General features: G+C 65.8%; 24 protein-coding genes and 1 pseudogene. 12 read left to right on the top strand and 13 right to left on the bottom strand.

From position 1 onward, the window contains the following. Positions 1-7: 7 nt before the first annotated feature. The 7 genes and pseudogenes from GGC47_RS24180 (at position 8) to GGC47_RS24150 (ending at position 5822) form a co-directional block, all read left to right on the top strand. Entirely contained in the window at positions 8-1720 is a 1713-nt protein-coding gene (locus GGC47_RS24180; protein ID WP_112764696.1) for an ABC transporter permease, read from the top strand. Beyond that, entirely contained in the window at positions 1708-2799 is a 1092-nt protein-coding gene (locus GGC47_RS24175) for an ABC transporter ATP-binding protein (protein WP_429069330.1), read from the top strand. Before GGC47_RS24180 ends, GGC47_RS24175 begins: the two co-directional genes overlap by 13 nt. Before the next feature lie 10 nt (positions 2800-2809). Further along, positions 2810-3958 carry an MBL fold metallo-hydrolase gene (locus GGC47_RS24170; RefSeq protein ID WP_429069328.1) on the top strand — a complete coding sequence of 383 codons (1149 nt, stop codon included), beginning with the start codon at positions 2810-2812 and terminating at the stop codon, positions 3956-3958. Between the two features lie 2 nt (positions 3959-3960). After that, positions 3961-4752, top strand: coding sequence for a 5'/3'-nucleotidase SurE (surE, locus tag GGC47_RS24165; protein ID WP_429069325.1), 792 nt, complete (start codon positions 3961-3963; stop codon positions 4750-4752). Positions 4753-4776: 24 nt separating this feature from the next. After that, positions 4777-5205, top strand: coding sequence for an NUDIX hydrolase (locus tag GGC47_RS24160; RefSeq protein ID WP_112764692.1), 429 nt, complete (start codon positions 4777-4779; stop codon positions 5203-5205). A 207-nt stretch (positions 5206-5412) separates the two neighbouring features. Continuing rightward, positions 5413-5592 (top strand): annotated as a pseudogene (locus GGC47_RS24155) (hypothetical protein); the annotation flags it as partial. Between the two features lie 41 nt (positions 5593-5633). Continuing rightward, a complete protein-coding gene (locus tag GGC47_RS24150; protein ID WP_465247590.1) occupies positions 5634-5822 on the top strand; it encodes a hypothetical protein in 189 nt (62 codons plus the stop codon). 11 nt (positions 5823-5833) lie between these two features. On the opposite strand, the gene GGC47_RS24145 is transcribed toward GGC47_RS24150, so the two are convergent. Next, complete coding sequence (locus GGC47_RS24145) at positions 5834-6451, bottom strand: TetR/AcrR family transcriptional regulator (protein WP_112764691.1); 618 nt, start codon at positions 6449-6451, stop codon at positions 5834-5836. A 271-nt stretch (positions 6452-6722) separates the two neighbouring features. On the opposite strand from GGC47_RS24145, the gene GGC47_RS24140 reads away from it, so the two are divergent. From GGC47_RS24140 to GGC47_RS24125, 4 genes are all read left to right on the top strand, one after another. Continuing rightward, positions 6723-7679, top strand: a complete 957-nt coding sequence (locus GGC47_RS24140) for a DMT family transporter (RefSeq protein ID WP_429069322.1) — start codon at positions 6723-6725, stop codon at positions 7677-7679. After that, on the top strand, positions 7676-8380 hold the full coding sequence (locus GGC47_RS24135) for a glutathione S-transferase family protein (RefSeq protein WP_429069320.1): 705 nt from the start codon (positions 7676-7678) through the stop codon (positions 8378-8380). Before GGC47_RS24140 ends, GGC47_RS24135 begins: the two co-directional genes overlap by 4 nt. Positions 8381-8403: 23 nt before the next feature. Further along, positions 8404-9276: a glutathione-dependent disulfide-bond oxidoreductase gene (yghU, locus tag GGC47_RS24130; RefSeq protein ID WP_429069318.1), complete on the top strand. Its 873-nt coding sequence runs from the start codon at positions 8404-8406 to the stop codon at positions 9274-9276. A 95-nt stretch (positions 9277-9371) separates the two neighbouring features. After that, positions 9372-9992 (top strand): glutathione S-transferase family protein, encoded by a 621-nt coding sequence (locus GGC47_RS24125; RefSeq protein ID WP_429069315.1) that lies wholly within the window; start codon positions 9372-9374, stop codon positions 9990-9992. A 160-nt stretch (positions 9993-10152) separates the two neighbouring features. Here GGC47_RS24125 and GGC47_RS24120 read toward each other — a convergent pair whose 3' ends face one another. The 12 genes from GGC47_RS24120 to GGC47_RS24065 form a co-directional block, all read right to left on the bottom strand. Next, positions 10153-11655 carry a tripartite tricarboxylate transporter permease gene (locus tag GGC47_RS24120; protein WP_429069314.1) on the bottom strand — a complete coding sequence of 501 codons (1503 nt, stop codon included), beginning with the start codon at positions 11653-11655 and terminating at the stop codon, positions 10153-10155. A gap of 1 nt (position 11656) precedes the next feature. Further along, the gene (locus GGC47_RS24115) at positions 11657-12112 is read right to left on the bottom strand and encodes a tripartite tricarboxylate transporter TctB family protein (RefSeq protein ID WP_429069311.1); all 456 of its coding nucleotides are present in this window, start codon (positions 12110-12112) and stop codon (positions 11657-11659) included. 151 nt (positions 12113-12263) lie between these two features. After that, the gene (locus GGC47_RS24110) at positions 12264-13232 is read right to left on the bottom strand and encodes a Bug family tripartite tricarboxylate transporter substrate binding protein (RefSeq protein WP_429069308.1); all 969 of its coding nucleotides are present in this window, start codon (positions 13230-13232) and stop codon (positions 12264-12266) included. Between the two features lie 62 nt (positions 13233-13294). Beyond that, positions 13295-14185: an ABC transporter permease gene (locus GGC47_RS24105; protein WP_038366260.1), complete on the bottom strand. Its 891-nt coding sequence runs from the start codon at positions 14183-14185 to the stop codon at positions 13295-13297. Further along, positions 14178-14996 (bottom strand): ABC transporter ATP-binding protein, encoded by an 819-nt coding sequence (locus tag GGC47_RS24100; protein WP_429069306.1) that lies wholly within the window; start codon positions 14994-14996, stop codon positions 14178-14180. The genes GGC47_RS24105 and GGC47_RS24100 overlap by 8 nt, the downstream gene beginning before the upstream one ends. Beyond that, a complete protein-coding gene (locus GGC47_RS24095; RefSeq protein WP_429069304.1) occupies positions 14996-16000 on the bottom strand; it encodes an ABC transporter substrate-binding protein in 1005 nt (334 codons plus the stop codon). Before GGC47_RS24095 ends, GGC47_RS24100 begins: the two co-directional genes overlap by 1 nt. Before the next feature lie 47 nt (positions 16001-16047). Next, positions 16048-17055: an ABC transporter substrate-binding protein gene (locus tag GGC47_RS24090; RefSeq protein WP_038366257.1), complete on the bottom strand. Its 1008-nt coding sequence runs from the start codon at positions 17053-17055 to the stop codon at positions 16048-16050. Positions 17056-17098: 43 nt separating this feature from the next. Then, positions 17099-18073: a hydroxyacid dehydrogenase gene (locus GGC47_RS24085; RefSeq protein ID WP_133564988.1), complete on the bottom strand. Its 975-nt coding sequence runs from the start codon at positions 18071-18073 to the stop codon at positions 17099-17101. A gap of 204 nt (positions 18074-18277) precedes the next feature. Next, positions 18278-18991, bottom strand: a complete 714-nt coding sequence (locus GGC47_RS24080) for an IclR family transcriptional regulator (RefSeq protein WP_429069300.1) — start codon at positions 18989-18991, stop codon at positions 18278-18280. Between the two features lie 43 nt (positions 18992-19034). Then, positions 19035-19958, bottom strand: coding sequence for an SMP-30/gluconolactonase/LRE family protein (locus GGC47_RS24075; RefSeq protein ID WP_429069495.1), 924 nt, complete (start codon positions 19956-19958; stop codon positions 19035-19037). After that, complete coding sequence (locus GGC47_RS24070; protein WP_429069298.1) at positions 19955-21001, bottom strand: amidohydrolase family protein; 1047 nt, start codon at positions 20999-21001, stop codon at positions 19955-19957. The genes GGC47_RS24075 and GGC47_RS24070 overlap by 4 nt, the downstream gene beginning before the upstream one ends. 6 nt (positions 21002-21007) lie before the next feature. Next, positions 21008-21682, bottom strand: a complete 675-nt coding sequence (locus GGC47_RS24065) for an RraA family protein (protein ID WP_429069297.1) — start codon at positions 21680-21682, stop codon at positions 21008-21010. 179 nt (positions 21683-21861) lie between these two features. On the opposite strand from GGC47_RS24065, the gene GGC47_RS24060 reads away from it, so the two are divergent. After that, positions 21862-22818, top strand: a complete 957-nt coding sequence (locus tag GGC47_RS24060; protein WP_429069295.1) for an ABC transporter substrate-binding protein — start codon at positions 21862-21864, stop codon at positions 22816-22818. Positions 22819-22879 lie beyond the last annotated feature (61 nt).

Below are 22879 nucleotides of genomic sequence, written 5' to 3'. Positions count from 1 at the left end.
GGTGCGCATGTCCCTCGCCGACACCGCGACGCTGCGCACGCGCGTCGAGGAGACGGGGCTCCTCTGGGGCCTCGTCGGTCTCGTCGCGCTGCTCTCGCTGCTGCCGATCGGGCGGCTGGTCGTCGAAGGGCTGGCCCCCGGTGGCCAGCTCTCGGCGACGGCGCTCGGCAAGGTGTTCGCCAGCCCGGCGACCTGGACGGCCACCGCCAACAGCCTGGTCACCGCGATATCCGGCACCGTGCTCGCGGTGCTGATCGGCGGTACCGTCGCGCTGCTGGCGACGCTGACCGACATCCGCGCCCGCAACGCCTTCACCTTCTGCTTCGTGCTGCCGCTGATGATCGCACCACAGGTCACGGCACTAGCCTGGCTCCAGCTTTTCGGCCCGTCGAGCACGCTGCTGAAGCTGATCGGCATGGCCCCGCCGCTCGGCAGCCGCAATCCGCTCTATTCGCGCGAGGGCATCATCCTGCTGCTCGGCCTGCAATATGCGCCGCTGGTCTTCCTGACGCTGCGTGCCGGCCTGCGCGCCTTGCCCAAGGAATTGATCGAGGCCGGCCTTGCCGCCGGCGCCAGCCCGCTCACCGTGCTGCGCACCGTCGTGCTGCCGCTGATGACCCCGCCGCTCGTCGCCGGCATCGCGCTCTGCTTCGTCTCCTGCCTTGGCAATTTCGGCATCCCGGCCTTTCTCGGCATCCCCGGCAACTTCCTCGTCCTGCCGACGCTGATCTACCAGCGCCTCGCGGGCCTCGGGCCGGGCGTGCTCTCGGAAGTCGCGATCCTGTCGCTGCTGATCGGCGTCATCGCCATGGCCGGCATCCTGCTGCAGGATTTCATGATGCGCCGTCGCGACTTCCGCATCACCACGACTTCGAGCGCCGCGCGGCCCTTCGAGCTCGGGCGCTGGCGCGCGCCGATCGAGACGCTGCTCTGGACCTTCGCGATCCTCGTCCTGGCTCTGCCGCTGCTCGGCCTGCTCAGCACGTCGCTGATCCCAGCCTTCGGCGTGCCGCTCAATGCGGCGACGGCGACATTCGGCAATTATGCCTATGTCCTCTTCGAGCACGCCGCCTCGAAGCGCGCCTTCGTCAACAGCTTCCTGATGTCGGCGGGAGCAGCGATCCTGATCGTGCTGATCTGCGTCCCGCTCGGCTACTTCATCGTCTGGAAGAAGTCGCGGGCGCTCAGGTTGCTCAACCTCGCCGCCGAGCTGCCCTATGCCATGCCTGGCGTGGTGCTCGCGATCGCCGCGATCCTGCTCTTCCTCAAGCCGCTGCCGGTGCTGGGCGTCTCGCTCTACAACACGGTCTGGATCATCGTCTTCGCCTATCTCGCCCGCTTCCTCGTGCTCGGCCTGCGGCCGATCGTCAGCGGTTATCTTCAGATCGACCGCACGCTGGAGGAGGCCGCGCAGATTGCCGGCGCCGGCCTGCCGCGCCGCCTCGTCACCATCATCTTCCCGCTGGTTGCGCCGGCGGCGGTGGCGGGCGCGCTCTTGATCTTCCTCACGGCCTTCAACGAGCTGACGGTCTCGGCGTTGCTCTGGTCTTCCGGGGCCGAGACGCTCGGCGTCGTCGTCTTCTCCTTCGAGCAGGGCGGCGACTCCACCTATGCCTCGGCGCTGGCGACGATCACCGTTCTCGTCACGGTGGCCCTGATGGCTTCGACCACTCTCTTCGCCCAAAAACTGCCCCAGGGAGTCCTGCCGTGGCGCGACTGACCATCGACCGGGCGCAGAAGCGCTTCGGCTCCTATATCGCCCTGGACGACGTCTCGATCGATGTCGAGGACGGCGAGTTTCTGGCCGTGCTCGGTGCGTCCGGCTGCGGCAAGACCACGCTGCTGCGCCAGATCGCCGGCTTCGACAAGCTCGACCGCGGCGCGATCCGCATCGGCGACCGGCTCGTCTCCTCGTCCGAGCAGCATGTTCCGCCCGAGCATCGCAAGCTCGGCATCGTCTTCCAGTCCTATGCGCTCTGGCCGCATATGACGGTGGCGGAGAACGTCGCCTATGGCCTGACCGTCGCCGGCGTGCGTGATCCCGAGCGGGCCCGCCGCGTCGCGGCGGCGCTCGATCTCGTCGGCCTGAACGGTTTCGCCGAGCGTCGACCGGGCATGCTCTCCGGCGGTCAGCGCCAGCGCGTCGCGCTCGCCCGCTGCCTCGTCACCGAACCCTCGCTCGTTCTGCTCGACGAGCCGCTCGCCAATCTCGACGTGCATCTGCGTGCCTCGATGGAGGAGGAGTTCTCTCGTTTCCATGAGCGCACCGGCACCACCATGGTCTACATCACCCATGATCAGGCCGAGGCGATGGCGCTGGCCGATCGCATCGCCGTGATGGATCGCGGCCGGCTGCTCCAGCTCGCCACGCCCTCGATGCTCTATCGCGAGCCTGCCAACATCACCGTCGCCGGCTTCATCGGCGACGGCATGGTGCTGCCGGCGACCGTGCTGTCGACGCCCCGGGCTGGCCGCTGCAAGGTCAGCGTGCTCGGTGTCGAGGCGGTGGTGCGCTGCCGGCCGGATCAGGCCGTTACCGACCAGGCGAAGCTCTGCCTGCGGGCACGCGACATCGGCATCGCTCCCTCCGGACGGGAGGGGCTTTCGGCCATGGTGGAACGGCTCTCCTATCAGGGCGGCTTCTTCCGGCTCGAGGCACGCCCCGCCGCCAGCAACGACCTTGTGCTGCATCTCGATGCCGCCGAGCCCGCGCCGGCCCAGGCCGGCGATGTGATCCGCATCTCGATCCATGATGGCTGGGTCATCCCCGAAGCCGGGATCATGGACAAAGCCGCATGAGACCGGCCGCATGAAAATCAAGATCCATGGCGGGGTCGGCGAGAAGGGTCGGACCTGTATCGGTATCGAACATGGCGGGACCCGGCTTCTGCTCGATGTCGGCGTCGACACCAGCGCGCCGCGGGGCCCCGGCTACTACCCCGTGATCACGCCTGACGAGCTGAAGCGGCTCGATGCGATCATCGTGACCCACGCCCATGAGGACCATGTCGCGGCGCTGGGCTGGTGCCTCGCCCACGGCTTTGCCGGCCGCATCCTCATGACCGCAGAAAGCGCCGCCGAAACCGACGCGACGCTCGCGGCTTATGCGACGCCGCAGGAGTGCGCGGTGGCCGCGGAGAGCACGCCCGAGATCATCACCGCTGGCGAGGATTTCAGGCTCGGCCCGATTGCGATCCGGACCGGCCGCAGCGGGCATGTCGTCGGCGGTGTCTGGTGCCATCTGAGCGCCGAAGGCCGCAGCGTCGGCTACTGCGGCGACGTTGTGCCGGCGAGCCCGGTCTTCGCCATGGATCCTCTGCCGCCTTGCGACCTCTTGCTGATCGACGCCTCCTATGGCGAGGATCGCGTCCCCGCGGCAGAGCGTGGCGCCACCATCTCCCGCTGGCTCGCGGGGCATCCGCAAGGCGCAGTGCTGCCGACGCCACTATCCGGCCGTTCCATCGAGTTGCTCGGGCTGATCCAGGGGCCGATCGCCATTCATCCGTCGATGAAAGCGGCGTTGGCCGAACAGATTGCGGCCTCCGACTGGCTGAAGCCGGGCGCGTTTGATCTGTTATCGGCCCGGCTCGCCGACGCTGTTTCATGGCAGGAGGGTCAACCATTGCCGGTGGCTGCGCTACTCTGCGACGACGGTATGGGGCTCGCGGGGCCTTCGAGAGCCGCTCTCGCCCAGGCGCGCCGCGACGGTCACCCGGTCCTGCTGACCGGTCACATCCCGAAAGGCAGCCCCGCAGATGCCATGCGCGCAGCGGGGAAGGCCGATTGGTTGCGCTTCCCGACCCATCCGACCTTGCCCGAGAACGCCTGTATCGCGGCGGCGAGCGGCGCCCGGCTCGTGCTCGCTCATTCCTGCGATGAGCCGACAGCCCGCGCGCTCGCAGCCGACATTCCAAACCTCGTCGCCGATCTCAAGCCTGGCGACGTCATCGAGGTCTGACCATGCGAATCCTAATCGCCAATGATGACGGTATCGATGCTCCTGGTATCGCATTTCTCCGCCGTGCGGCGGCTCGCGTGGCTTCCGACATCTGGGTGGTTGCGCCGGAACGGAAGTGGACAGCGGCGAGCCACCATCTCTCCTTCGACCGCGATCTGACGCTCACGCGGCGCGAGGAACAACACTATGCGCTCGACGGAACGCCGGCCGATTGCGTCGTCGCGGCGATGACGGTGCTGTTCCGGAACGGCGGCCAGCCGGACCTCGTGCTGTCCGGTGTCAATGACGGGCGCAACGCCGCAGAGGACGCCGCCTATTCCGGCACGCTGTCGATCGCGCGCGAGGCGAGCTTCTGGGATATTCCGGCAATCGGTTTTTCACGCACCAAGGGCGGCACGTCCGAGGAGCAGGACGTCGATGCGTTGGCGAAACTGATCGAGCGGCTCTGGATCAAGCGCGAAGACTGGGTGCGCGAAGGCGTCTTTCTCAGTGTCAACCTGCCGAAGGCGTTGCCGGCCGAGGCTGGACTGGCCTCCATCGGTCGCGACAAGATCGCCGCAGCTGCCGATATCCAAACGGAAGACGGCAATCGCATTGTCTGGCGCATCCGCCGCGGACGACCTCATAGCCACAGAGCCGGTGACGAGAACAGCCTGATCGATGCAGGCCGTATCGCCATCGTCCGCCACTGTTGGATGGATGGGGCGCCTCTTCCCCAAAGCTTCACCATGGGTCTCAACGCCGCCCAACAGCCTGTTTCGGCAGGAGAATTTCATCCGACCGAAGCAGAATGACTGCCTATAGATCCCGGCACTGCGATGGCCAAAGCACCACCTAACTCCAAGCCTCTCCCACAGGTGGCTGCCGTGCCGGTGCGGCGCCGGCACGATGGTACGGCGGAGATTTTGCTGGTCACGACCAGGTCAACCAAGCGATGGACGCTTCCAAAAGGTTGGCCCGTCAAGAAGCTCAAGGGATCAGAGGCAGCCGCTAAAGAAGCGTTTGAAGAGGGCGGCGTTGTCGGCCGCATTCGCAAAAAGCCTATAGGACGCTATCTTTATTGGAAGCGTATGGATGGGTATTTCAGCCTTTGTAAGGTTCGTCTCTATGTTTTGAATGTTGCTGCAGAGCACCCCGATTGGCCGGAAAAGGGTGAGCGCTTACGCAGTTGGTTCAAATGGCAAGATGCAGCGGATCTGGTCGAGGAACCTGGGCTACGTAAACTTCTGAAGGGCGTCTGCATTTGAGTGATGATTGGACGTTCGATTGACACAATCGATGCGGCTCACTCTATCGAACGCAGTCTCCGTCGAATGAAAGTTGCACGGATCTGAAAGTACGGTTCACTGCACCTCGTCATCCAGCGTGCAGCGCGCCACGGTCCAGAGATCGGTGATTGGCCGAGCGCGGCCTCTCCATCGGCGACAAAGTGCGGAACTGCGCCCATCGCTCCCGATTGGCATGGCACCTGCGACGCCTTCTTCAAGCACGCAACCGGGCGCGTGAAGCAGATCCAGCGCGTCGCCCGCGTCCATCGCGACCCGTTTGAGCCGATCATGCCGGTTCTCGAAGCCGAAAGCCCGGTCGGGGAATATCGCAAGACCACCGAGGAAATCCTCGCCCTGCTGCCCGATCCGTCGCAGCTCGCGGCCTGGCCAGCCTGATTGGACGTGATGTGCAGCCGGTCGTGCCGATGATCGGCTCGATCGGGGAGGGTGACCTCGCCCCGCTCGCCGCGATCGCGTCCATTCCCAGGGGGGCAGCACGGGAAGAACTTCGCAGGGCCGATGAGAGCAGAGGCCGACGACGGGGCCGCCAAGTGGCTGAAAGCGGGACCTTGTCGACAGGAATAGGAAATCTTTAGCCCGCTCGCTCTCAAGGTTTACGCCCTGGATTGCCCGGCTCGATGGCGACCCGGTCAAGTAACACCAGGGCGGTGTCGACGACACCCTCAAGCAGCGCCCTTTCGGGCCGCACCCGTGCCAGCACACGGACACCCATCAGCACGCCAAGGAGGTGCCGGGCGAGATTCTCTGCCGGGCGAGAGGGCGTGATCGAGCCGCTTGCCTGGCCTTTGACGATGCAGGACAGGAAGAAGCCTTCGATCCGCTGGAGCACGTCCGCGACCGCAGCCCTGAAGCCCGGATCCTCTGGTGCCACGTCGAGCGCGGCATTCACCAGCATGCAACCCTTGCATTCCTCGTCCTTGAGCGATCGGGACAGGATCTCGCGGAAGAAGGCCTCGATCGCCGCGCGCGGTTCCATGGCCTCGCAGCGCCGGATCCTGTCGCCGATGCTGCCTTCGACATAGTGATCGAGCGCGCGGCGATAGATGGAATGCTTGTCGCCGAAGGCGTTGTAGAGGCTGGCGCCAGTCAGGCCCGTGCCGTCGATCAGGTCGCGGATCGAGGTCGCCTCATAGCCGCGCTTCCAGAAGCACTGGACCGTTGCATCGAGCACAGCCTCTTCATCGAATTCCCTGGGTCTGCCCATGACGCTCCTTGCCGATCGGTCCGATCGCACAGTGCCACAGGCGATCCCACCTTGTATTTTAGAACGAACGAACTAAAACTTAAACTGCGCAGCTCTGAAGATGATGCCGGCGTCGGAGAGGCTTACGGCCATGGATTTGGAAAACGAACTGGCGCCTTTCAGGGCCGACTTCACGCGAACTGCGCCTGAAGGCCCCGTTGCCCTCCATGACATCGGTAAGGCCGGGCGGGTCCTGCTCGCCTCGCTCCTGCGGACGGCCCGGTCCTGATCCATGTCCGACTTGCGGACAGTTCTGGCGAAGCCGACCTGGGGTAAGGCCCTTGCGCGCCCGCGCGGTCGCGCCGCCGGCATCGCGTGGGCGGCACTTACGGTGTCGATCTTTTCCGGCTGGTTCGTCATCACGCGCTTCAGCGTGACGCGGGAGCTGCATATCTGGGATATTACGGCGCTGCGCTTCGGGATCGGGGCGCTGCTGCTGGCGCCGGTCCTTGTCCGAAACAGGACACGCCTGGCTCCGGCGGCCTGGGGCATGGGCTTCGTCTTCGCCGTGCTGTGGGGCGTGCCGTTCGTGCTGCTGGTTGCGCTCGGCCTGAGCTTCACCTCCGCAGCGCAGGCCGCCTCGATCGCCCCGACCCTGATGCCGCTCTTCGCGGGCGTTTTCGCCTGGACCTTCCTGGGCGAAGCGCAGGGCCGGTGGCGCTGGAGCGGATACGGCGCCATCCTGGCCGGACTGTCACTGCTCCTGCTGGCGGGCGCGGTGGCGAGCGGGCCGCCGAGCGCAGCCGGCATCGGTGCGCTTGCGGCGGCCGCCGCGATGTGGGCGATCTATACGCTTCTCTTCCGCCGGAGCGGCCTTGCTCCGATCGAGTCTGCCGCGCTGATCTGCTTCTGGTCGGCTGTGCTCTTCCTGCCGATCTATTCGTTCGGCGGCCTGAGCCGACTCGATCACGCCGGCGCGGGCGAAATCGCGCTGCAGGCCGTCTATCAGGGCGTGCTGATGAGCGGCGTCGCGATCTTTACCTTCAACCGCGCTGTCTCGCTGCTTGGGTCCTCGGCCGCGACCGCGATCATCGCGCTCATCCCCGCGATCGCCTCGCTGCTGGCCATTCCGATCCTCGGCGAGCACCCGACGCCGGCTGAGGGTGTGGCGATCGCCGTCATCGTGTCCGGGGTCCTGCTCGCCGCACGAAAGCCCGCACCGCCTGATGAACGATGGGAAAACCGATGATCCGCTTCTATTTCCATCCCACGCCCAACCCCGCGAAGGTCGCGCTGTTCCTGGAGGAGGCCGGCCTGGCCTATGAGACGATCCCCGTCGATACCAGCAAGGGCGAACAGCACCTGGCCGCCTTCCGGGCCGTCAATCCGAACGGCAAGGTGCCGGCCATCGTCGACACGGAAGGGCCGGGCGGCCGCCAGGCGCGCGTGTTCGATTCCACCGCAATCCTGCTTTATCTCGCTGAGAAGACCGGGCAGTTTCTCGGCGCTTCGGAAGACCGGCCGGAATTGCTCTCCTGGCTCTTGTTCCTCGCCTCCGGCCTCGGCCCGTTTTCGGGACAGGCGGTGCATTTCCAGTTCGCGGCGCCGGAAGGGCTGGACTACGCCGTGAACCGCTATCGCCGTGAGGCGGAGCGCCATTATCAGGTGCTCGATGACCATCTCGCGGGACGCAGCTATATCGTCGGCGAGACTTATACGATCGCAGACATGTCGGCCTGGGGCTGGCTCGACCGCGCCTCGCGCGTGCGCAAGGGCGCCGAGGATCCGCTCGCGCCGTTCCCCAATCTCAGGCGTCTGTTCGAGAGCGTCGATGCGCGGCCTGCGGTCGCGCGGGCTCGCGCGGTCGGGCAGGATCATGCCTTCAAGCAGGTCCGCGACGAGGAGGCGAAGCGGGCGCTCTTCCCCTCGAATTATCCCCCCGCGGCCTGAAGCCGAAGCCTGGAGATCAATTCATGAGCGACACGACAGACTACGTTCCGCCGAAGGTCTGGACCTGGGACAAGGCCAGCGGTGGCCGCTTCGCCAACATCAACCGCCCCATCGCCGGCCCGACCCATGAAAAGGAGCTGCCCGTCGGCAAGCATCCGCTCCAGCTCTATTCGCTGGGAACTCCGAACGGCATCAAGGTCACCGTGATGCTGGAGGAATTGCTGGCCGCCGGCCACACGGGAGCCGAGTACGATGCCTGGCTGATCAAGATCGGCGATGGCGATCAGTTCGGCTCCGGCTTCGTCGAGGTCAATCCCAACTCGAAGATCCCGGCGCTGCTGGACCGCAGCGGGCCGACCCCGATCCGCATCTTCGAATCCGGCGCGATCCTGGTGCATCTCGCCGAGAAGTTCGGCGCATTCCTCCCGCAGGAGCAGCCGGCGCGGGCCGAGACCCTCTCCTGGCTGTTCTGGCAGATGGGCTCGGCGCCGTTCCTCGGCGGCGGCTTCGGTCACTTCTACGCCTATGCGCCCAGCAAGCTCGAATATCCGATCAACCGTTACGCCATGGAGGTGAAGCGCCAGCTCGACGTGCTCGACCGACGCCTCGCCGACAACGAGTTCATCGCTGGCGACCTCTATACGATCGCCGACATGGCGATCTGGCCCTGGTATGGCGGGCTCGTCATGGGCTGGCAGTACGGTGCGGCCGAATTCCTCTCGGTGCAGGACTACAAGAACGTCGTCCGCTGGGCCGAACAGCTCTTCGCCCGGCCGGCCGTGAAGCGAGGCCGCATGGTCAACCGCGCGGTTGGAGACCCGTCCGAGCAGCTTCACGAGCGTCACGAGGCCGGCGACTTCGAGACCCGGACCCAGGACAAGCTCGCCGGATCCTAGTCGTCGCCCGCAGCTACATACGCACCGGCGGCAACGCAGCCGCCGGTGGTGCCGCCAATCTCCCTAATCGATAGAGAATCAAGAGGGGGAACACGATGCTGAAGATTCTGGGGCGCTTGAGCTCGGTCAATGTCCAGAAGGTGGTGTGGGCCGCAGGCGAAACCGGTCAGGCGTTCGAGCGGATCGACATCGGTGGCCCGTTCGGCGGCAACCGCGAGCCGGCCTATCTGGCGAAGAATCCCAACGGGCAGGTGCCGGTCCTTGAGGATGGCGACGCCCATATCTGGGAATCGAACGCCATTGTCCGATACATCGCAGCGCGATACGGCGGGGATACGATTTGGGAAGAGGATCCGGCGCGGCGCAGCGAAAGTGATCGCTGGATGGACTGGGCCCTCGGCGAACTGCAACGGGTGATGGTGCCGGCGTTCTGGGGGCTGATGCGCGAGCCGGCGACAGCCGATCCCGTCGAGATCGCGAGCTCGATCAGCCGCACCGAGCATTGCCTGGACATTCTTGAGGCCCATCTCGCCAAGGGTCGGAGCTATGTCGGCGGCGATCGTTTCGGCATGGCCGAGATCGTGCTGGGCCCAAGCGTGCACCGATGGCTGAACATGCCGGTGGCACGGGCGCCGCGGCCGCACCTACAGCGATGGTACGAAATTATTGCGGCGCGCGAGGCGGCGCAGGCCGCTCTTCCGCTCCCAATCGCATAAAACGCTATATGAACGTGCGCCTTTGGCCGGCGCAGGAGCCTTAAAGTTGAGGTGCCGAAGGCCGGCATTAGGCCGACTGCGACCGGTCGCCAAGCTTGCTTTGTAATGTCCGCTTCCTGGCAGGCGCCGAACGGCAGCTTCTGGCGCAAGGGCGCCAAACCTAACCTTCCGCGTAAGCCTGCTCCTTCTTCGCTCGAATTGCGGGCAGGATCATGCTGACGAGTAGAAGCGCCGAGATCACAAGCAACGTCGCACTGATCGGACTCTTCACGAAGATCGAGAGATCGCCCTCGGAGAGCAGCAGCGCGCGCCGGATGTTCTCCTCCATCATCGGTCCGAGCACATAGCCGAGGATCAGAGGGGCCGGCGGGCATTTCAGCTTGGCGAAGACGTAGCCGAGGATGCCGACCGCCGCGCAGAGATAGACGTCAATCGAACTGTTGTTGAGGCTGTAATTGCCGAGCGCGCAGAACAGGATGATCGCGGGGAAGAGCCAGCGATAGGGGATCGTCAGCAGGCGGACCCAGATCCCGACGAGCGGCAGGTTCAGGGCGACCAGCATCGCATTGCCGATGAACATGCTGGCGACGACGCCCCAGAACAGCTCCGGATTGCGGGTCATCACCGAAGGCCCGGGCTGGATGCCGTTCATCACCAGCGCGCCGAGGATGAGCGCCATCGTTGCAGTACCGGGGATGCCTAAGGTCAGCATCGGGATGAAGGCGGTCTGCGCGGCGGCGTTGTTGGCCGCCTCCGGCGAGGCGACGCCTTCGATCGCACCCTTGCCGAAGCGCGAGGGGTCTCGGGCAAGCTTCTTCTCGACCATGTAGGAGGAGAAGGAGGAGATCGACGGCCCGGTGCCAGGCAGGATACCGAAGAAGGAGCCGATCGCGGTGCCACGCAGCGTCGGCAATGCGGCGGTCTTGAGGTCGCTCCAGCTCGGTAGCAGTCCGCCGATGGTCTTGGTGAAGACCTCGCGGGTTTCCTTCTGCTCCAGGTTCGAGACGACCTCTGCCACTGCGAAGATGCCGACCGCAAGCACGGTGAAGCCGATGCCGTCGGCTAGCTCGGGCAGGCCGAAGGTGTAGCGCTCGATACCGGAATTGACATCCGTACCGACGAGCCCGATCAGCAGGCCGAGGATGACCATGGCGAGCGCCTTGAGAAGGTCGCCATGGGTCAGGACCGATGCCGCGACGAGGCCGAGCAGCATCAGCGCGAAATAGTCCTCCGCGCCAAAGCGCAATGCCCAGCCCGCCAGCGGCACGCCGAGCGCGACGATCAGGATCGTGCCGATGCAGCCGGCAACGAAAGAGGACAAAGCGGCGATGGCGAGCGCGGCTCCGGCGCGGCCCTGGCGTGCCATCTGGTAGCCGTCGAGGCAGGTGACGGCCGAGGAAGTTTCGCCCGGCAGGTTGACCAGGATCGCCGTGGTCGAGCCACCGTACTGCGCGCCGTAATAGATGCCGGCGAGCATGATGACGGACGCCACCGGCGAGAGCCCGAAGGTGATCGGCAGCAGCATCGAGATGGTGACGAGCGGACCGACGCCCGGCAGCACCCCGATCAGCGTTCCCAGCAGCACGCCGAGGAAGCAATAGGCCAGGTTCTGCAGCGACATCGCGACGCCGAAACCCAGCATGAGGTGATCGAGGAATTCCATCTCAGAGGTTCCAGGCGAAGAGCGGGTAAGGCAATCGCAGACCCCAGACGAAGACGGCCGTCGCGAACACCGCCATGATCACGGCCAGCACCGAGACCTCGCGCAGCTTGAATTCATGGCCCGCATAAGCCGAGGCCGCGACGAGCAGCATCACTGCGGGCACGAGACCGAACCGCTCGATCGCGGCTCCGAACAGGACGATCGAGAGGGTGATGAAGGCGAGCGGCAGCCACGCCCAGATCCCCTCGACCGTGACGCCGCTGCGCAGGCCGCGGATGAAGATGAGCGCGCCGAAAGCGATGAGGATGATGCTGAGCGCGCGCGGGAAATATCCCGGCCCCATCTCGACGGAGGTGCCGAAGCTGTAGCGGAGAGCGATGACGAGCCCGACGGCCCCGAGCGCAATGAAGATCAGGCCGGCAATCGCGTCCTGGTTCGAGATCGATTTGAGCTTCATGGAGCCTCCCGGCGCGCCAGCGACAGCGGCGGCCTCATGGCGTGTCTTGAATGAGAAAGCGCAGATGGGCCGGCTTGGGTCCCAGAATCGACGTGTCCCAAGCCGGCACGGCGCGTCAGGACGACGGGCGCCTGGAGCAGCCGCCCGCAGCTCAGTCGGCGACCTTGATGTCGGCCGTCTTGATCACGGCGGTCCATTTCGGCACGTCGGATTTGATCAGCGCCGCGAACTCGCCCGCGCTGCTACCCGTCGCCTCTGCACCGGCCGCGCGCAGCTTCGCCTGCGTGTCTGAGTCCTTCAGCACCTTGTTGAGCTCGGCGTTGATCTTGGTCACGATCTCAGCCGGAGTGCCCGCGGGCGCGGCGAGGCCCCACCAGGTCGCGGCATCCGAGTTCTTGATGCCCTTTTCCTCGAAGGTCGGCACATCCGGGAATTCGGCGTCGCGCTTGGTCGCGAACAGCGCGATCGGGCGCAGCACGCCTTCCTTGATCTGCACCGAGACCGAGGGAACCGAGGAGACATAGAAGTCGACGCGACCGCCCATCAGATCGGGCAATGCCTGCGAAGCGCCTTTATAGGGGATGTGGCGAAACTTCACCTGCGCGATCTGCTGCAGCAGCTCGCCCGCCAGATGCGAGCTCGTGCCGATGCCGGGGGACGCAAAGGTCAGCTTGCCGCCCTTGTCCTTGGCCGCCTTGAGCAGATCCTCGACGGTCCTGATCAGGGAATCCTTGGCGACGACGAGAACCTGCGGCGCCGAGGCGCTGAGCCCGATCGGCGCGAAATCCTTGATCGGGTCGTAATTCGCCTTGCCAAGGATCGGGTTGATCACAAGGTTGGCGTTCTGCGCCATCACGATGGTGTAGCCGTCGGCGGGCGCTTTGCCGGCGAGACCGAGGCCGACGCTGCCGCCGGAGCCGGGCTTGTTATCGATGACGATGGTCCAGCCCGTCGCTTCGCCGAGCTTTTGCGCGACCACGCGCGAGACCACGTCCGTGCCGCCGCCGGGCGGGAAGGGAACGACCATGCGGATCGGCTTGGTCGGATAATCCTGGGCGACGCCAGGCCCCGCCAGCAAGGCCGTCAGCGCGGCTGCCGCGAGAATGCGCATAGGCTTCATGATGTTTCCTCCGTTTATGTTCGTGGGAGACAGCCGGCCGCCCGGCCTTCTCCTTCGGGTGGTCAGTGGTTCTGCATCCCCCATTTGCGGATCGTCGCCGCCTCGATCGAGCGGAAGACGATGCCTTCGACCGCAAGGCCGATCAGGATCACGGTCAGGAGGCCTGCGAAGACGGTCGCCGTCTCCAGCGCGTTGCGGGCCTCGAAAATGTACCAGCCGAGGCCTGCCGCATTGCCGGACACGCCGAAGACGAGCTCCGCCGCGATCAGCGTGCGCCAGGCGAAGGCCCAGCCGATCTTCAAGCCGGCGAGGATCGAGGGGAACGCGGCCGGGATCAGGATGAAGATGACGAGCCGCAGGCCGCCCAGCCCGTAGTTACGTCCGGCCATGCGCTGCGTCTGGCTGACCGAGAGGAAGCCGGTGAAGGTGTTGAGCGAGACCGCCCACAACACCGAATGGACGATGACGAAGACGATGCTGGAGGTGCCGAGCCCGAACCAGAGCAGAGCCAGGGGCAGGATCGCGATCGCCGGCAGCGGATTGAACATCGCGGTCAGCGTCGCCAGCAGGTCGGTGCCGACGCGGGTCGAAACGGCCAATGTCGTCATCACCGCCGACAGCGCGATCGCGGTGCCGTAGCCGATCAGCAGCACGCGCAGCGAGCTTGCGGCGGCGCCCGGCAGTCGGCCCGACGACATGTCCGCCCACCAGGCTGAGAGCGTGTCGCTGAGCGAGGGGAACATCAGCGGGTTGCCGACCCAGCGGGCATAGACCTCCCAGGCGATGCCGAGCCCGACCAGGACCAGAGCGCGGCGCACCGCCGTGATCGCGAAGATGCCTTCCCACAGACCGATGGGCCGGCTGATCTCGCCGATCCGGCTGATGTCCTCCGGCTCGCGCTCGATATCCGGGCGCGGCCGGTTGCGCAGCTGCGTGACGGTGGCGTCAGTCATGGGCCGTCTCCTGCGTGCCGAAGAGCATGCCGTTGATCTTGCGGTTGAAGGCCATGAACTCCGCGTCGCCCTGGTGCTCGTGGCTGTAGGCGGTGGCATCGAGCTCGGCGCGGACCTGGCCGGGATGCGGCGTCAGCACCAGGATGCGCGAGCCCAGGATGATCGCCTCCTCGATCGAATGCGTGACGAACATCAGCGTGAAGCGGACATCGTCCCAGAGTTCGAGCAGTTCCTCCTGCATGCGCCGGCGCGTCAGCGCGTCGAGCGCGGCGAAGGGCTCGTCCATCAGCAGGATGCGCGGCTCCATGGCGAGCGCCCGCGCGATCGCGACGCGCTGCTTCATGCCGCCGGAGAGCATGTGCGGATAAACGTCCTGGAAGCGTTCGAGCCCGACCTTGACGGTCGCGCGGCGGGCGCGGTCCCGGATCTCGTTCTTCGGGAATCGGCCGGAGCGGCGCATCGCGAACATGACGTTGTCGAGCACCGTCAGCCAGGGCATGAGCTGGTCGAATTCCTGGAAGACCATCATGCGGTCCGGGCCGGGGCGGTCGATGACGCGCCCGTCGAGCTTCATCGTGCCTTCGGTCGGGCTCAGGAAGCCGGCGACGCATTTCAGCAGGGTCGACTTGCCACAGCCCGAGGGGCCCAGCAGGATGAAGCGATCCTGCTCCTTGACGTCGAAGGAGACGCGATAGGTCGCGGTGACCAGCCGGTCGCGGGTCTTGTATTGCAGGGTCACGCCATCGACCTGCAGCAGCGTCTGCACTCCGGCCCGGACGGCAACGCCCGGCATCTTTTCGGTCGCGAGCATCAGCTTCCCTGTCCTTGGCTGACCGGCGGGAACATGATGTCCTGCCATTTGGCGGGCGCTTCCTTGAGCTCCCCGTTGCGCTGCATGAAGCCGGAAAAGGCCATCATGCCCTGCGGTTCGACGGTGAAGGTCTGGGCCTTGATCGCGGCCTCGACCTCGGCGGGGGTGAGTGCGGTCTTCTCGACCTCCATGTAGAGCTTGGCCGCCTGGGCGGGGTTCGACTTGATCAGATCCATCGCCTCGCGCAGGCCCGCGACGATGGTGGTGACCGCGGCCGGGTTCGCACTCGCGAACTTGCTTGTCGCGCCGAGCAGCGCGCCCGAATAGGAGCGGCCGATGATGTCGTTGCCGTCGACGACCTTGAAGCATTTGCCCGACGATTCGAGCGTCGAGATGAAGGGCGGGGCGGCGAAGTAGAGCTGGATCGCGGCCTTCGAGATCAGCGCCGCCGTCGCATCCGGATGCGGCATGATCACCATCTGCTTGTCGAAGCGTCCGGCCTGGCCGGGTCCGAAGGCCTTCTCCGCTGCCATCCTGAGCAGGATCGCCTGCGGCGCCGTCGTCGCGGTGACCGCGATGCGCATCTCGGGCTTGATGTCGGAGACGGACTTCACCGAAGGATCGTTCGTGTAGAGCGTCAGAACGGCTTCGTTGCAGGCGGCGATGCCCTTGATGTCGAAGGAGCCGCGGGTTTTCAGCCAGGCGGCGAGCAGCGCGGTCGGGCCATAGGCGCCGACCTCGAGATTGCCGCTGAAGATGCCGTCATTGATCGCCGGCGAGCCGCTGACCCGCTGGACGGCGAAGGTCGTGTCGCCGATGCCGTTCTCCTTCGCATGCTTGGCGAAGAGCGAGAGCTTGTCGGCGACGGTGGTAGCCAGATGACTGGTGCCGAACTGGATGGCGATGGTCACGGTCTTTTTCGTCTGCGCGCGGGCCGGCAAGGCAAGGCCGCTGAATGCGGCGGCGCCGAGCGCGAGCGTGGCGCGGCGTGAGGGGTGGATCATCCTGCTTCCTCCTCGTCGTTTTTTGCTTGTTGCTTTGGCCTGCCGGCTCAGTCGCCGGCACCGTTCGCGACCGGCGCGAAGAAGGTGTCCTGCCAGCGTGCGGGGGCCTTCTTCAGCATGCCGATCTTCGTCATGAAGCTCGCATAGGCCATGATGCCGTGCGGCTCGGTCGACCATTTGTTGTCGCGGATCATCGCGGTCAGCGCGTCCTTCGAAAGATTGAAGGGCTCCGACTTCAAATAGATCTCGCCGGCCTCCGCGGGCTTTGCCTTGATGAAGTCCTCGGCCTGCGCGATCGCCGCGACGATGCCTTTCGCCACCGCCGGCTGCTCGGTCATGAACTTGCCTGTGGTGGCGAGCAGCCCGCTCGTCGCGGGATGTCCGAGGATTTCCTCCGACGTCGTCACGACGTGCAGCTTCGGATTGGCCTCCAGCACCGTGATGAAGGGGTCGTTGGCAAAATAGCCGTCGATCGCCGTCGAGCCCGAGGCCATCATGGTCGCCGCATCCGGATGCGGCAGGCTGACCATCATCTTGTCGAAGCGGCGGATGCCGGCTTCGCCGAGCTGCTTCTCCGCAGCCATGCGCAGCAGGATCGCCTGCGGCGTGTTGAGCGCGGTCACGGCGATGCGGGAGCTGTCGGGGAAGTCGGCGACGGTCTTCACCTCCGGCTTCGATGTGTAGAGTGCGTAGCGCCCCATCGAGAGCGGCGTCAGGCCGCGGATGTCGTAGGAGCCGCGCGTCTTCTCCCAGGCGACCAGCATGCCGGGCGTGCCCATCGCGCCGAGCTGGATGGTGTTCGACAGCAGCCCGTCATTGATGGCGGGGGCGCCGCTGAACTTCTTCACGACGACCTGCGTGCCGGGCGCGCCGGCCGCCTCCACTGCTTTGCCGAAGAGCCCGAGCGCGTCGGCGACGATGATCGGCAGATAGCCGATGCCGTTCTGCATCGCGATCGTCACGGTGGTGGCTGCGCGTGCCCGGATCGGTAGCGCGCCGACCGCGAAGGTGGCGAGGCTGCCCTTCAAGACACTGCGACGCGAGATCTGATTCATCAGTATCCTCCCAAAGTAGAGAGCGGCTTCTCGAGGGCGCTCTTCAGGCGGCAGCCGCCGCGTAGTCCGGATTGACGTTGGCGCGCGGATCGAAGGGCTTGCCCTCGATCACATCGAGCGCCTGCTCGATCGCGCGCACGCCGACACGCTCGGCCGCTTCCCGGGTGTTGGCGCCGACATGCGGAGTCATCACCACGTTCTGCAGGTCTGACAGCGGGTTCTCCTTCGGCGGCTCGACCGGGAAGCAGTCGAGGCCGGCTCCGACGAGCGCACCGCTCGTCAGGGCCGCGGCGAGCGCCTCATGATCGATCAGGCCGCCCCGGGCAGTGTTGATCAGCATGGCGCCGCGCTTCATCAGCCCGAGGCGGCGGGCGTCGAACAGGTTGCGGTTCTCGGCCGTCAGCGGAACATGAAGGCTGACGATGTCGCTCTCGCGCAGCAGCGCATCGAGGTCTTCGACGATCTCGACGCCGTCGAGCTTGCCGCGGAAGAAGGGATCGTAGCCGCGGATGGTCATCCGCAGCGGGCGCACCAGTTCAATCAGCGCCGAGCCGATGCTGCCGAGCCCGACGACGCCGAGCGACTTGCCCGAAAGCTCGCTGCCGAAGCTCGACGCCTTGTCCCAGTGGCCGCCGCGCATGCGGGCGTCGAGCCAGGCACTCTGGCGCGCCACGGCGAACATCAGCCCGAAGGCGTGCTCGGCGACGGATTGCGCGTTGGCGCCATGGGTGATCAGGACGGGGATGCGGTGGCGCGTCGCGCTGGCGAGGTCGATCGTGTCGACGCCGATGCCGTGCTTGACGATGACCTTGAGCGAAGGCGCGGCCTTGATCACCTCCTCGGTGACATGGGCGGCGCGGACGATGATCGCGTCCGCCTTCTCGGCGACCGCCAGCGCGGCGATCTCGGCCGGCGGCGTGTAGGGCGCGACCGTGATGATGCGGGCGCCGCGCCGCTCCGCGGCATCCATCGCCGGCTTCGCCAGCGCCGCACCCGTGACAATGATCGTGGCAGCCATGTTTCCCTCCAGCCTCGCAGCCCGATGGCGGGAAGGTGTGGTCAGCGCAGCCCTTCAGCGGCGGACCTGGCGCTTCTTCCCTGCGGCATCGGGCGCTTGCTGCGCCTCTTCGCCGGGGCGGCCTTGCAGACCGTCCCATCTGCAACGACCTAGCACGGCCGAGCAGGGAAGCAAAGATAAAATGAAACGGCGTTTCAAAAAACGTTATAGATCGAGTCCGCCGCCGAGGGCATGAGTCAGCACGCCGGCCGATTGCTTGAGGACCGGGGCGATCTTCTCCGCGCTTTCGCTCGTCAGGCGTGAGGCCGGCCCCGTCAACGCAAGCGCGCCGAGCAGCCGACCACCGGCCCCGAAGACCGGTGTGGCGATCGAGGCGACATGCGGATCGGTGACGCCGCTGGAATAGATCGGTGTCTCGACGGCCTTGTCCTCGGCGCTGCTGGTGGGATCGAAACGACGCAGAACCTGTGCGATCGAGGAGGCATCCATCGGCCGCAGATCGCCCGGCCGGACATGCATCCGCAAAGGCGAGGGCGAATCGACCCGGAACAGGCACAGGCGCTGGTCGCCGCGGCGGATATAGAAGGAAGCCGTCTCGCCGGAGGCGGCCACCAGAGCTTCCAGCGCCGGCATGACATGGGCTTCGAGCGCGAAGGATTGGAGATAGACCGAGCCCAGCCGCGCGATCTCGGTGCCGAGCCGATAGCGGCCGTCGTCGAGCCGCTCCATCAGCCCGAAACGCTCCAGCGAGATGCACAGGCGCATGATGGTGCTCTTCACCAGCTGCGTGCGCTGCGCCAGCTCGCTGAGTTCCAGCGCATCGTCGCCACGGCGGAACGCGGTGAGAACCGTCAGCAGCCTGTCGGCCGATGCGACGCCCTCCAGCTTCGGTCGCGCCTTCGCCTTCTTGTCGAGCATGGTTCCAAGCCTCCGCGACGCCGCTTCCAGGTCGCGGCCGCCTTCAGTCTTGATGCGAGAACATCGCCGATCCTGCAACATCGAGCTTGGCGCGCAGGATCGAGCCCGTCTGCGATTCCGTGATGAAGAGATCGCGTCCTTCCGGTCCGCCGAACGCCAGATTGGTGGTCGATATCCCGGCGCAGGAGCGGATTCGCAGGAGCGGCTCGGCCGTGCGTGACAGGCGCCAGACGGAACCGAAGCCGGTATGGGCGATCATGAGCCCGCCTTCGGCATCGAGCGCCAAACCGTCCGGCCCGCCGAGCCCGCCATGCAATTGCGCGAAGACGCCGACTTTCGTCGTCAGGCCGCTGTCGTTGAGCGGCAGGCGCCAGATCTGCTGGGCCCGCGTCACGGCGATCAGCAGATGCGTCATGTCGGGATCGATGACGATGCCGTTGGGGCTGGGGATGGTATCGAGCAGACGCGTCAGCCTGCCCTCTGGTGTCAGCCGATAGACGCGGCCGGTGGCGTCGTGCAGCCCGGTCTGGCCCTGATCGGTGAAATAGAGGTCGCCGTTCGCCGCGAAGACGAGATCGTTGACGCCCTTGAAGCTCTCGGAGGCTGCCGTCTCCAGAAACGGCGTCACCGCCCCGCTTTCGGGCTCGAGCAACATGATGCCGCGCTTGTAGTCGGTGATGAAGATGCGGCCGTCGCGGTGGATCTTCAGCCCGTTCGGCCAGCCATCATATTCGGCGACGAGTTCCCACTCGCCCGCAGGCGAGATGCGGAATATGCGGCCAAACGGTATATCCGTGACATACAGCCGGCCCCGCCGGTCGAAGCTCGGTCCTTCGAGGAAGGAGTCGATCGCAAGCCCGCCGCGATTGGCCACGGCCCAGGCCGTCGCACGAGGCTTGCGGAAGCGATCGGGCAAGCGCGTGAACACGGTGGTGGCGACCTCGGGTGGCGGCGCAAAGAACATCAGCCTGTCTCCGTGAGCGAGAGGTCGAGACGATAGGTTTCCATCGCCGCGCGGTGAAACAACCAGGCCCGCTCATGAGGGGAAAAGCTTGCGACGATCCGCTTGAAGCCGTTCCAGAGAACGCCATAGCCGACCATGCCCTTGTCGACCGGGAAATTGCTTTCGAACATGCAGCGCTGCGGCCCGAAGAGCTCGATGCAGCGCAGGATATAGGGCGACCAGGCTTCTGCCAGCTGTTCGGATGAAGGTGGCAACAGCGCCTCGTGGAAATCGGAGCCACCGACCCGCATCGCCAGACCGCCGAGCTTGACGCGCAGGTTCGGCCGTCGAGCGAGGGCAGCCATGGCGGCCGACCATTGCGCGAACACCTCGTTGCGACGCCCGCGATAGGGGCCTGCACCGAGAGGACCTCCGCAATGATCGAGCACGATCTTCGTCTCGGGGCAGGCATCAGCGAGCGCCGCCACCTCGTCGAGCTGTGTGTGGTAGGCCCAGATATCGAGGACGAGACCGCGATGAGCGAGTAGCCTTACCCCAGCGGCAAAGGCCGGATCGCGCATGATGCCCTCCTCGGGCGGAACCGGGTTCGAGGCGATCGCTGGATCGGAATGCCAGGCCGTCTGATTGCGGATGCCGCGCAAGCGGCTGCCGCCGGCGCGCGACAACGCTTCGAGCACGGGCTCCAGCCGCTCACCGAGCCGCAGATCGGCATGCGCGACGATGCCGGCACAGGCCTGATGCCGGCCATAGAGCCCACTTGCTGCCTGGGCCGCGACACCATTGGCGAACTCAACCTCGCCGACGGGCTTGAACGCCTCCGGCAGGTCCGGGCGGTACATCGAGCGGCTCTGGACGAAGACCGTGGCCCGGATATCGTGGCCGCTTGCCATATCGGCGAGCAACTCGTCGAACAAATAGCGCTGGCCCTGCGGCCGATCCCAGAGATGATGGTGCGCATCGAGGATCGGCATGCCCGAGTCGAGCGCCGCCTCATCGCGCAGCGCCAGCCAGTCCGGCCGCACCGGGACATGAGTCGGCGCGGCCATGGCCGATCAGGCCTCGATCTCGCAGCCCAGCTTGGCGAGCGCGGCATCGACCCAGCTGCGATCGTTGCGCCCTTCATGGATCGCGGTCATCTGCTTGGTCTCGGCCTTGTGCTTGGCGTCGGCAGCGGCATAGACCGCCTCGACCTCGTCATAAGGCACGCAGAGCAGGCCGTCATCGTCGCCGATCACGAGATCGCCGGGCGCGATCACCATGCCTTCGATCGCAATCGGGACATTGATCTCGCCGGGGCCGTTCTTATAGGGCCCGCGATGGCTGACGCCGGCGGCGAAGACCGGGAAATTATGCTCGCGGATCCAGGCGCTGTCGCGGATCGCGCCATAGATGACGATGCCGGCGAGGCCACGCTTCTGCGCGTGGGAGATCATCAGTTCGCCGATGAGCGCATTGGTGAGGTCCCCGCCGGCGTCGACCACGACAACGTCGCCCGGCGATGCGACATCGAGCGCCTTGTGGATCATCAGATTGTCGCCCGGACGCGACTTCACCGTAACCGCCGGGCCGGCGAGGACGCCGCCGCCATGCAGCGGCCGCAGCCTCGCTCCACCCGCCGTCATGCGGGACATCGCGTCGCTGACATTGGCGACCGGCAACGCGCGGAAGCGCTCGACGACGTCTGCAGACACCTGGCGGCGCCGCTTGAGAACACGAAATCCGACCATCCCTTGGCTCCCTGATCCGCTCGGCGGTGTCCGGTGATCGTCGCCGATTGACAGGGCGCCGCGATGCGGAATAGCGTTTTTGAAACGACGTTTCAAAAATAACTTTCGGAGGAAACATGCAAGCTCTTTTTTCGCGCCGGGCCCTATTGGCCGGCTCAGCTGCCGCAACGGTAACCGCCATGACGATGGTGCGTCCCCGCGCGGCTGAAACCGCGACAGTGACGATGGCGATCCAGTACGGATATGCCTATTTGCCGGTGACGGTCGCGGAGAAGCTCGGCCTCTTCGCAAAGCAGGGGGCGGCGGCGGGGCTGCCTAATCTCACCGTCAAGATCCAGAAAATCAGTGGCGCTCCGGCGATCAACGACGCGCTGATCAGCAGCTCGATCGATATCGGCGCCTATGGCCTGCCCGGAATGCTGATCGCAGCCGAGAAGACACGAGGCTCCATCGAGATCCGAGGACTGGCTGCCCTGGTAGCGGGCGATAACGGGCTCTACACCAACAAGCCCGAGATCAAGACGCTTGCCGACTTCAAGCCGACGGACAAGATCGCGGTGACCTCGACCACGGGCCAGCAGGGCCTCCTGGTCCGCATGGCGGCGGCCAAGGCCTTCGGCGAGGGCCAGTCACGCCGTCTCGATACCAACATGATCCAGCTGCCGCATCCTGATGCGACGTCGGCCTTGATCACCGGCGGGACGATCAGCGGCTATGCGGCGCCTCACCCCTATAGCGACATCGTCGAGAAGAGCGCGAATGTCCGGCGACTGTTCTTCTTCTCGGACTATCTCGGCGAGCGCGTGACGAGCGGCCTGCTTGCCAGCAAGCGCTTCTTCGTCGAGGCAAATCCGCAGGCTGCCAAGGCGATTGTCGCCGCCATCGATGAGGCCGGAACCTACATCAAGGCAAACCCGCGCGAGGCGGCCGAGATGTTCCTCGAATCTGAGAAGTCATCGCTGGACCTCGACGAGACCGAAAAGATGCTGAAGAGCGTCTCGGAGGAATGGGGCGTCCAGCCCAAGGGCGTGATGAGCTTCGGAACCTTCATGGCCAAGGCCGGCCTACTGAAAGCGCCGCCAGCCAAATGGCAGGACACGTTCTTCCCCCCGGTCGCGGCGGGCGAAGGCACCTAAACGCAAGTCACGGACCGGCTGGACCGGCCAAGGCCGTGACTAAGGCTCGGGATAACCGGTG

This window comes from Allobosea sp. OAE752 (assembly GCF_050433265.1).
GTDB lineage: Bacteria > Pseudomonadota > Alphaproteobacteria > Rhizobiales > Beijerinckiaceae > Allobosea > Allobosea spartocytisi.
This window is presented reverse-complemented; position numbering and strand designations above follow the sequence as displayed.

Bases quoted from the DNA above. Each gene is read 5' to 3' on its own strand.
- GGC47_RS24160 (WP_112764692.1), top strand. From the start codon at position 4,777: ATGGCCAAAGCACCACCTAACTCCAAGCCTCTCCCACAGGTGGCTGCC.
- GGC47_RS24105 (WP_038366260.1), bottom strand. From the start codon at position 14,185: ATGACTGACGCCACCGTCACGCAGCTGCGCAACCGGCCGCGCCCGGAT.
- yghU (WP_429069318.1), top strand. From the start codon at position 8,404: ATGAGCGACACGACAGACTACGTTCCGCCGAAGGTCTGGACCTGGGAC.
- GGC47_RS24095 (WP_429069304.1), bottom strand. From the start codon at position 16,000: ATGATCCACCCCTCACGCCGCGCCACGCTCGCGCTCGGCGCCGCCGCA.
- GGC47_RS24145 (WP_112764691.1), bottom strand. From the start codon at position 6,451: ATGGGCAGACCCAGGGAATTCGATGAAGAGGCTGTGCTCGATGCAACG.
- GGC47_RS24170 (WP_429069328.1), top strand. From the start codon at position 2,810: ATGAAAATCAAGATCCATGGCGGGGTCGGCGAGAAGGGTCGGACCTGT.
- GGC47_RS24065 (WP_429069297.1), bottom strand. From the start codon at position 21,682: ATGGTCGGATTTCGTGTTCTCAAGCGGCGCCGCCAGGTGTCTGCAGAC.
- GGC47_RS24180 (WP_112764696.1), top strand. From the start codon at position 8: ATGTCCCTCGCCGACACCGCGACGCTGCGCACGCGCGTCGAGGAGACG.
- GGC47_RS24085 (WP_133564988.1), bottom strand. From the start codon at position 18,073: ATGGCTGCCACGATCATTGTCACGGGTGCGGCGCTGGCGAAGCCGGCG.
- GGC47_RS24115 (WP_429069311.1), bottom strand. From the start codon at position 12,112: ATGAAGCTCAAATCGATCTCGAACCAGGACGCGATTGCCGGCCTGATC.
- GGC47_RS24140 (WP_429069322.1), top strand. From the start codon at position 6,723: ATGTCCGACTTGCGGACAGTTCTGGCGAAGCCGACCTGGGGTAAGGCC.
- GGC47_RS24100 (WP_429069306.1), bottom strand. From the start codon at position 14,996: ATGCTCGCGACCGAAAAGATGCCGGGCGTTGCCGTCCGGGCCGGAGTG.
- GGC47_RS24090 (WP_038366257.1), bottom strand. From the start codon at position 17,055: ATGAATCAGATCTCGCGTCGCAGTGTCTTGAAGGGCAGCCTCGCCACC.
- GGC47_RS24110 (WP_429069308.1), bottom strand. From the start codon at position 13,232: ATGAAGCCTATGCGCATTCTCGCGGCAGCCGCGCTGACGGCCTTGCTG.
- GGC47_RS24135 (WP_429069320.1), top strand. From the start codon at position 7,676: ATGATCCGCTTCTATTTCCATCCCACGCCCAACCCCGCGAAGGTCGCG.
- GGC47_RS24120 (WP_429069314.1), bottom strand. From the start codon at position 11,655: ATGGAATTCCTCGATCACCTCATGCTGGGTTTCGGCGTCGCGATGTCG.
- surE (WP_429069325.1), top strand. From the start codon at position 3,961: ATGCGAATCCTAATCGCCAATGATGACGGTATCGATGCTCCTGGTATC.
- GGC47_RS24080 (WP_429069300.1), bottom strand. From the start codon at position 18,991: ATGCTCGACAAGAAGGCGAAGGCGCGACCGAAGCTGGAGGGCGTCGCA.
- GGC47_RS24070 (WP_429069298.1), bottom strand. From the start codon at position 21,001: ATGGCCGCGCCGACTCATGTCCCGGTGCGGCCGGACTGGCTGGCGCTG.
- GGC47_RS24060 (WP_429069295.1), top strand. From the start codon at position 21,862: ATGACGATGGTGCGTCCCCGCGCGGCTGAAACCGCGACAGTGACGATG.
- GGC47_RS24125 (WP_429069315.1), top strand. From the start codon at position 9,372: ATGCTGAAGATTCTGGGGCGCTTGAGCTCGGTCAATGTCCAGAAGGTG.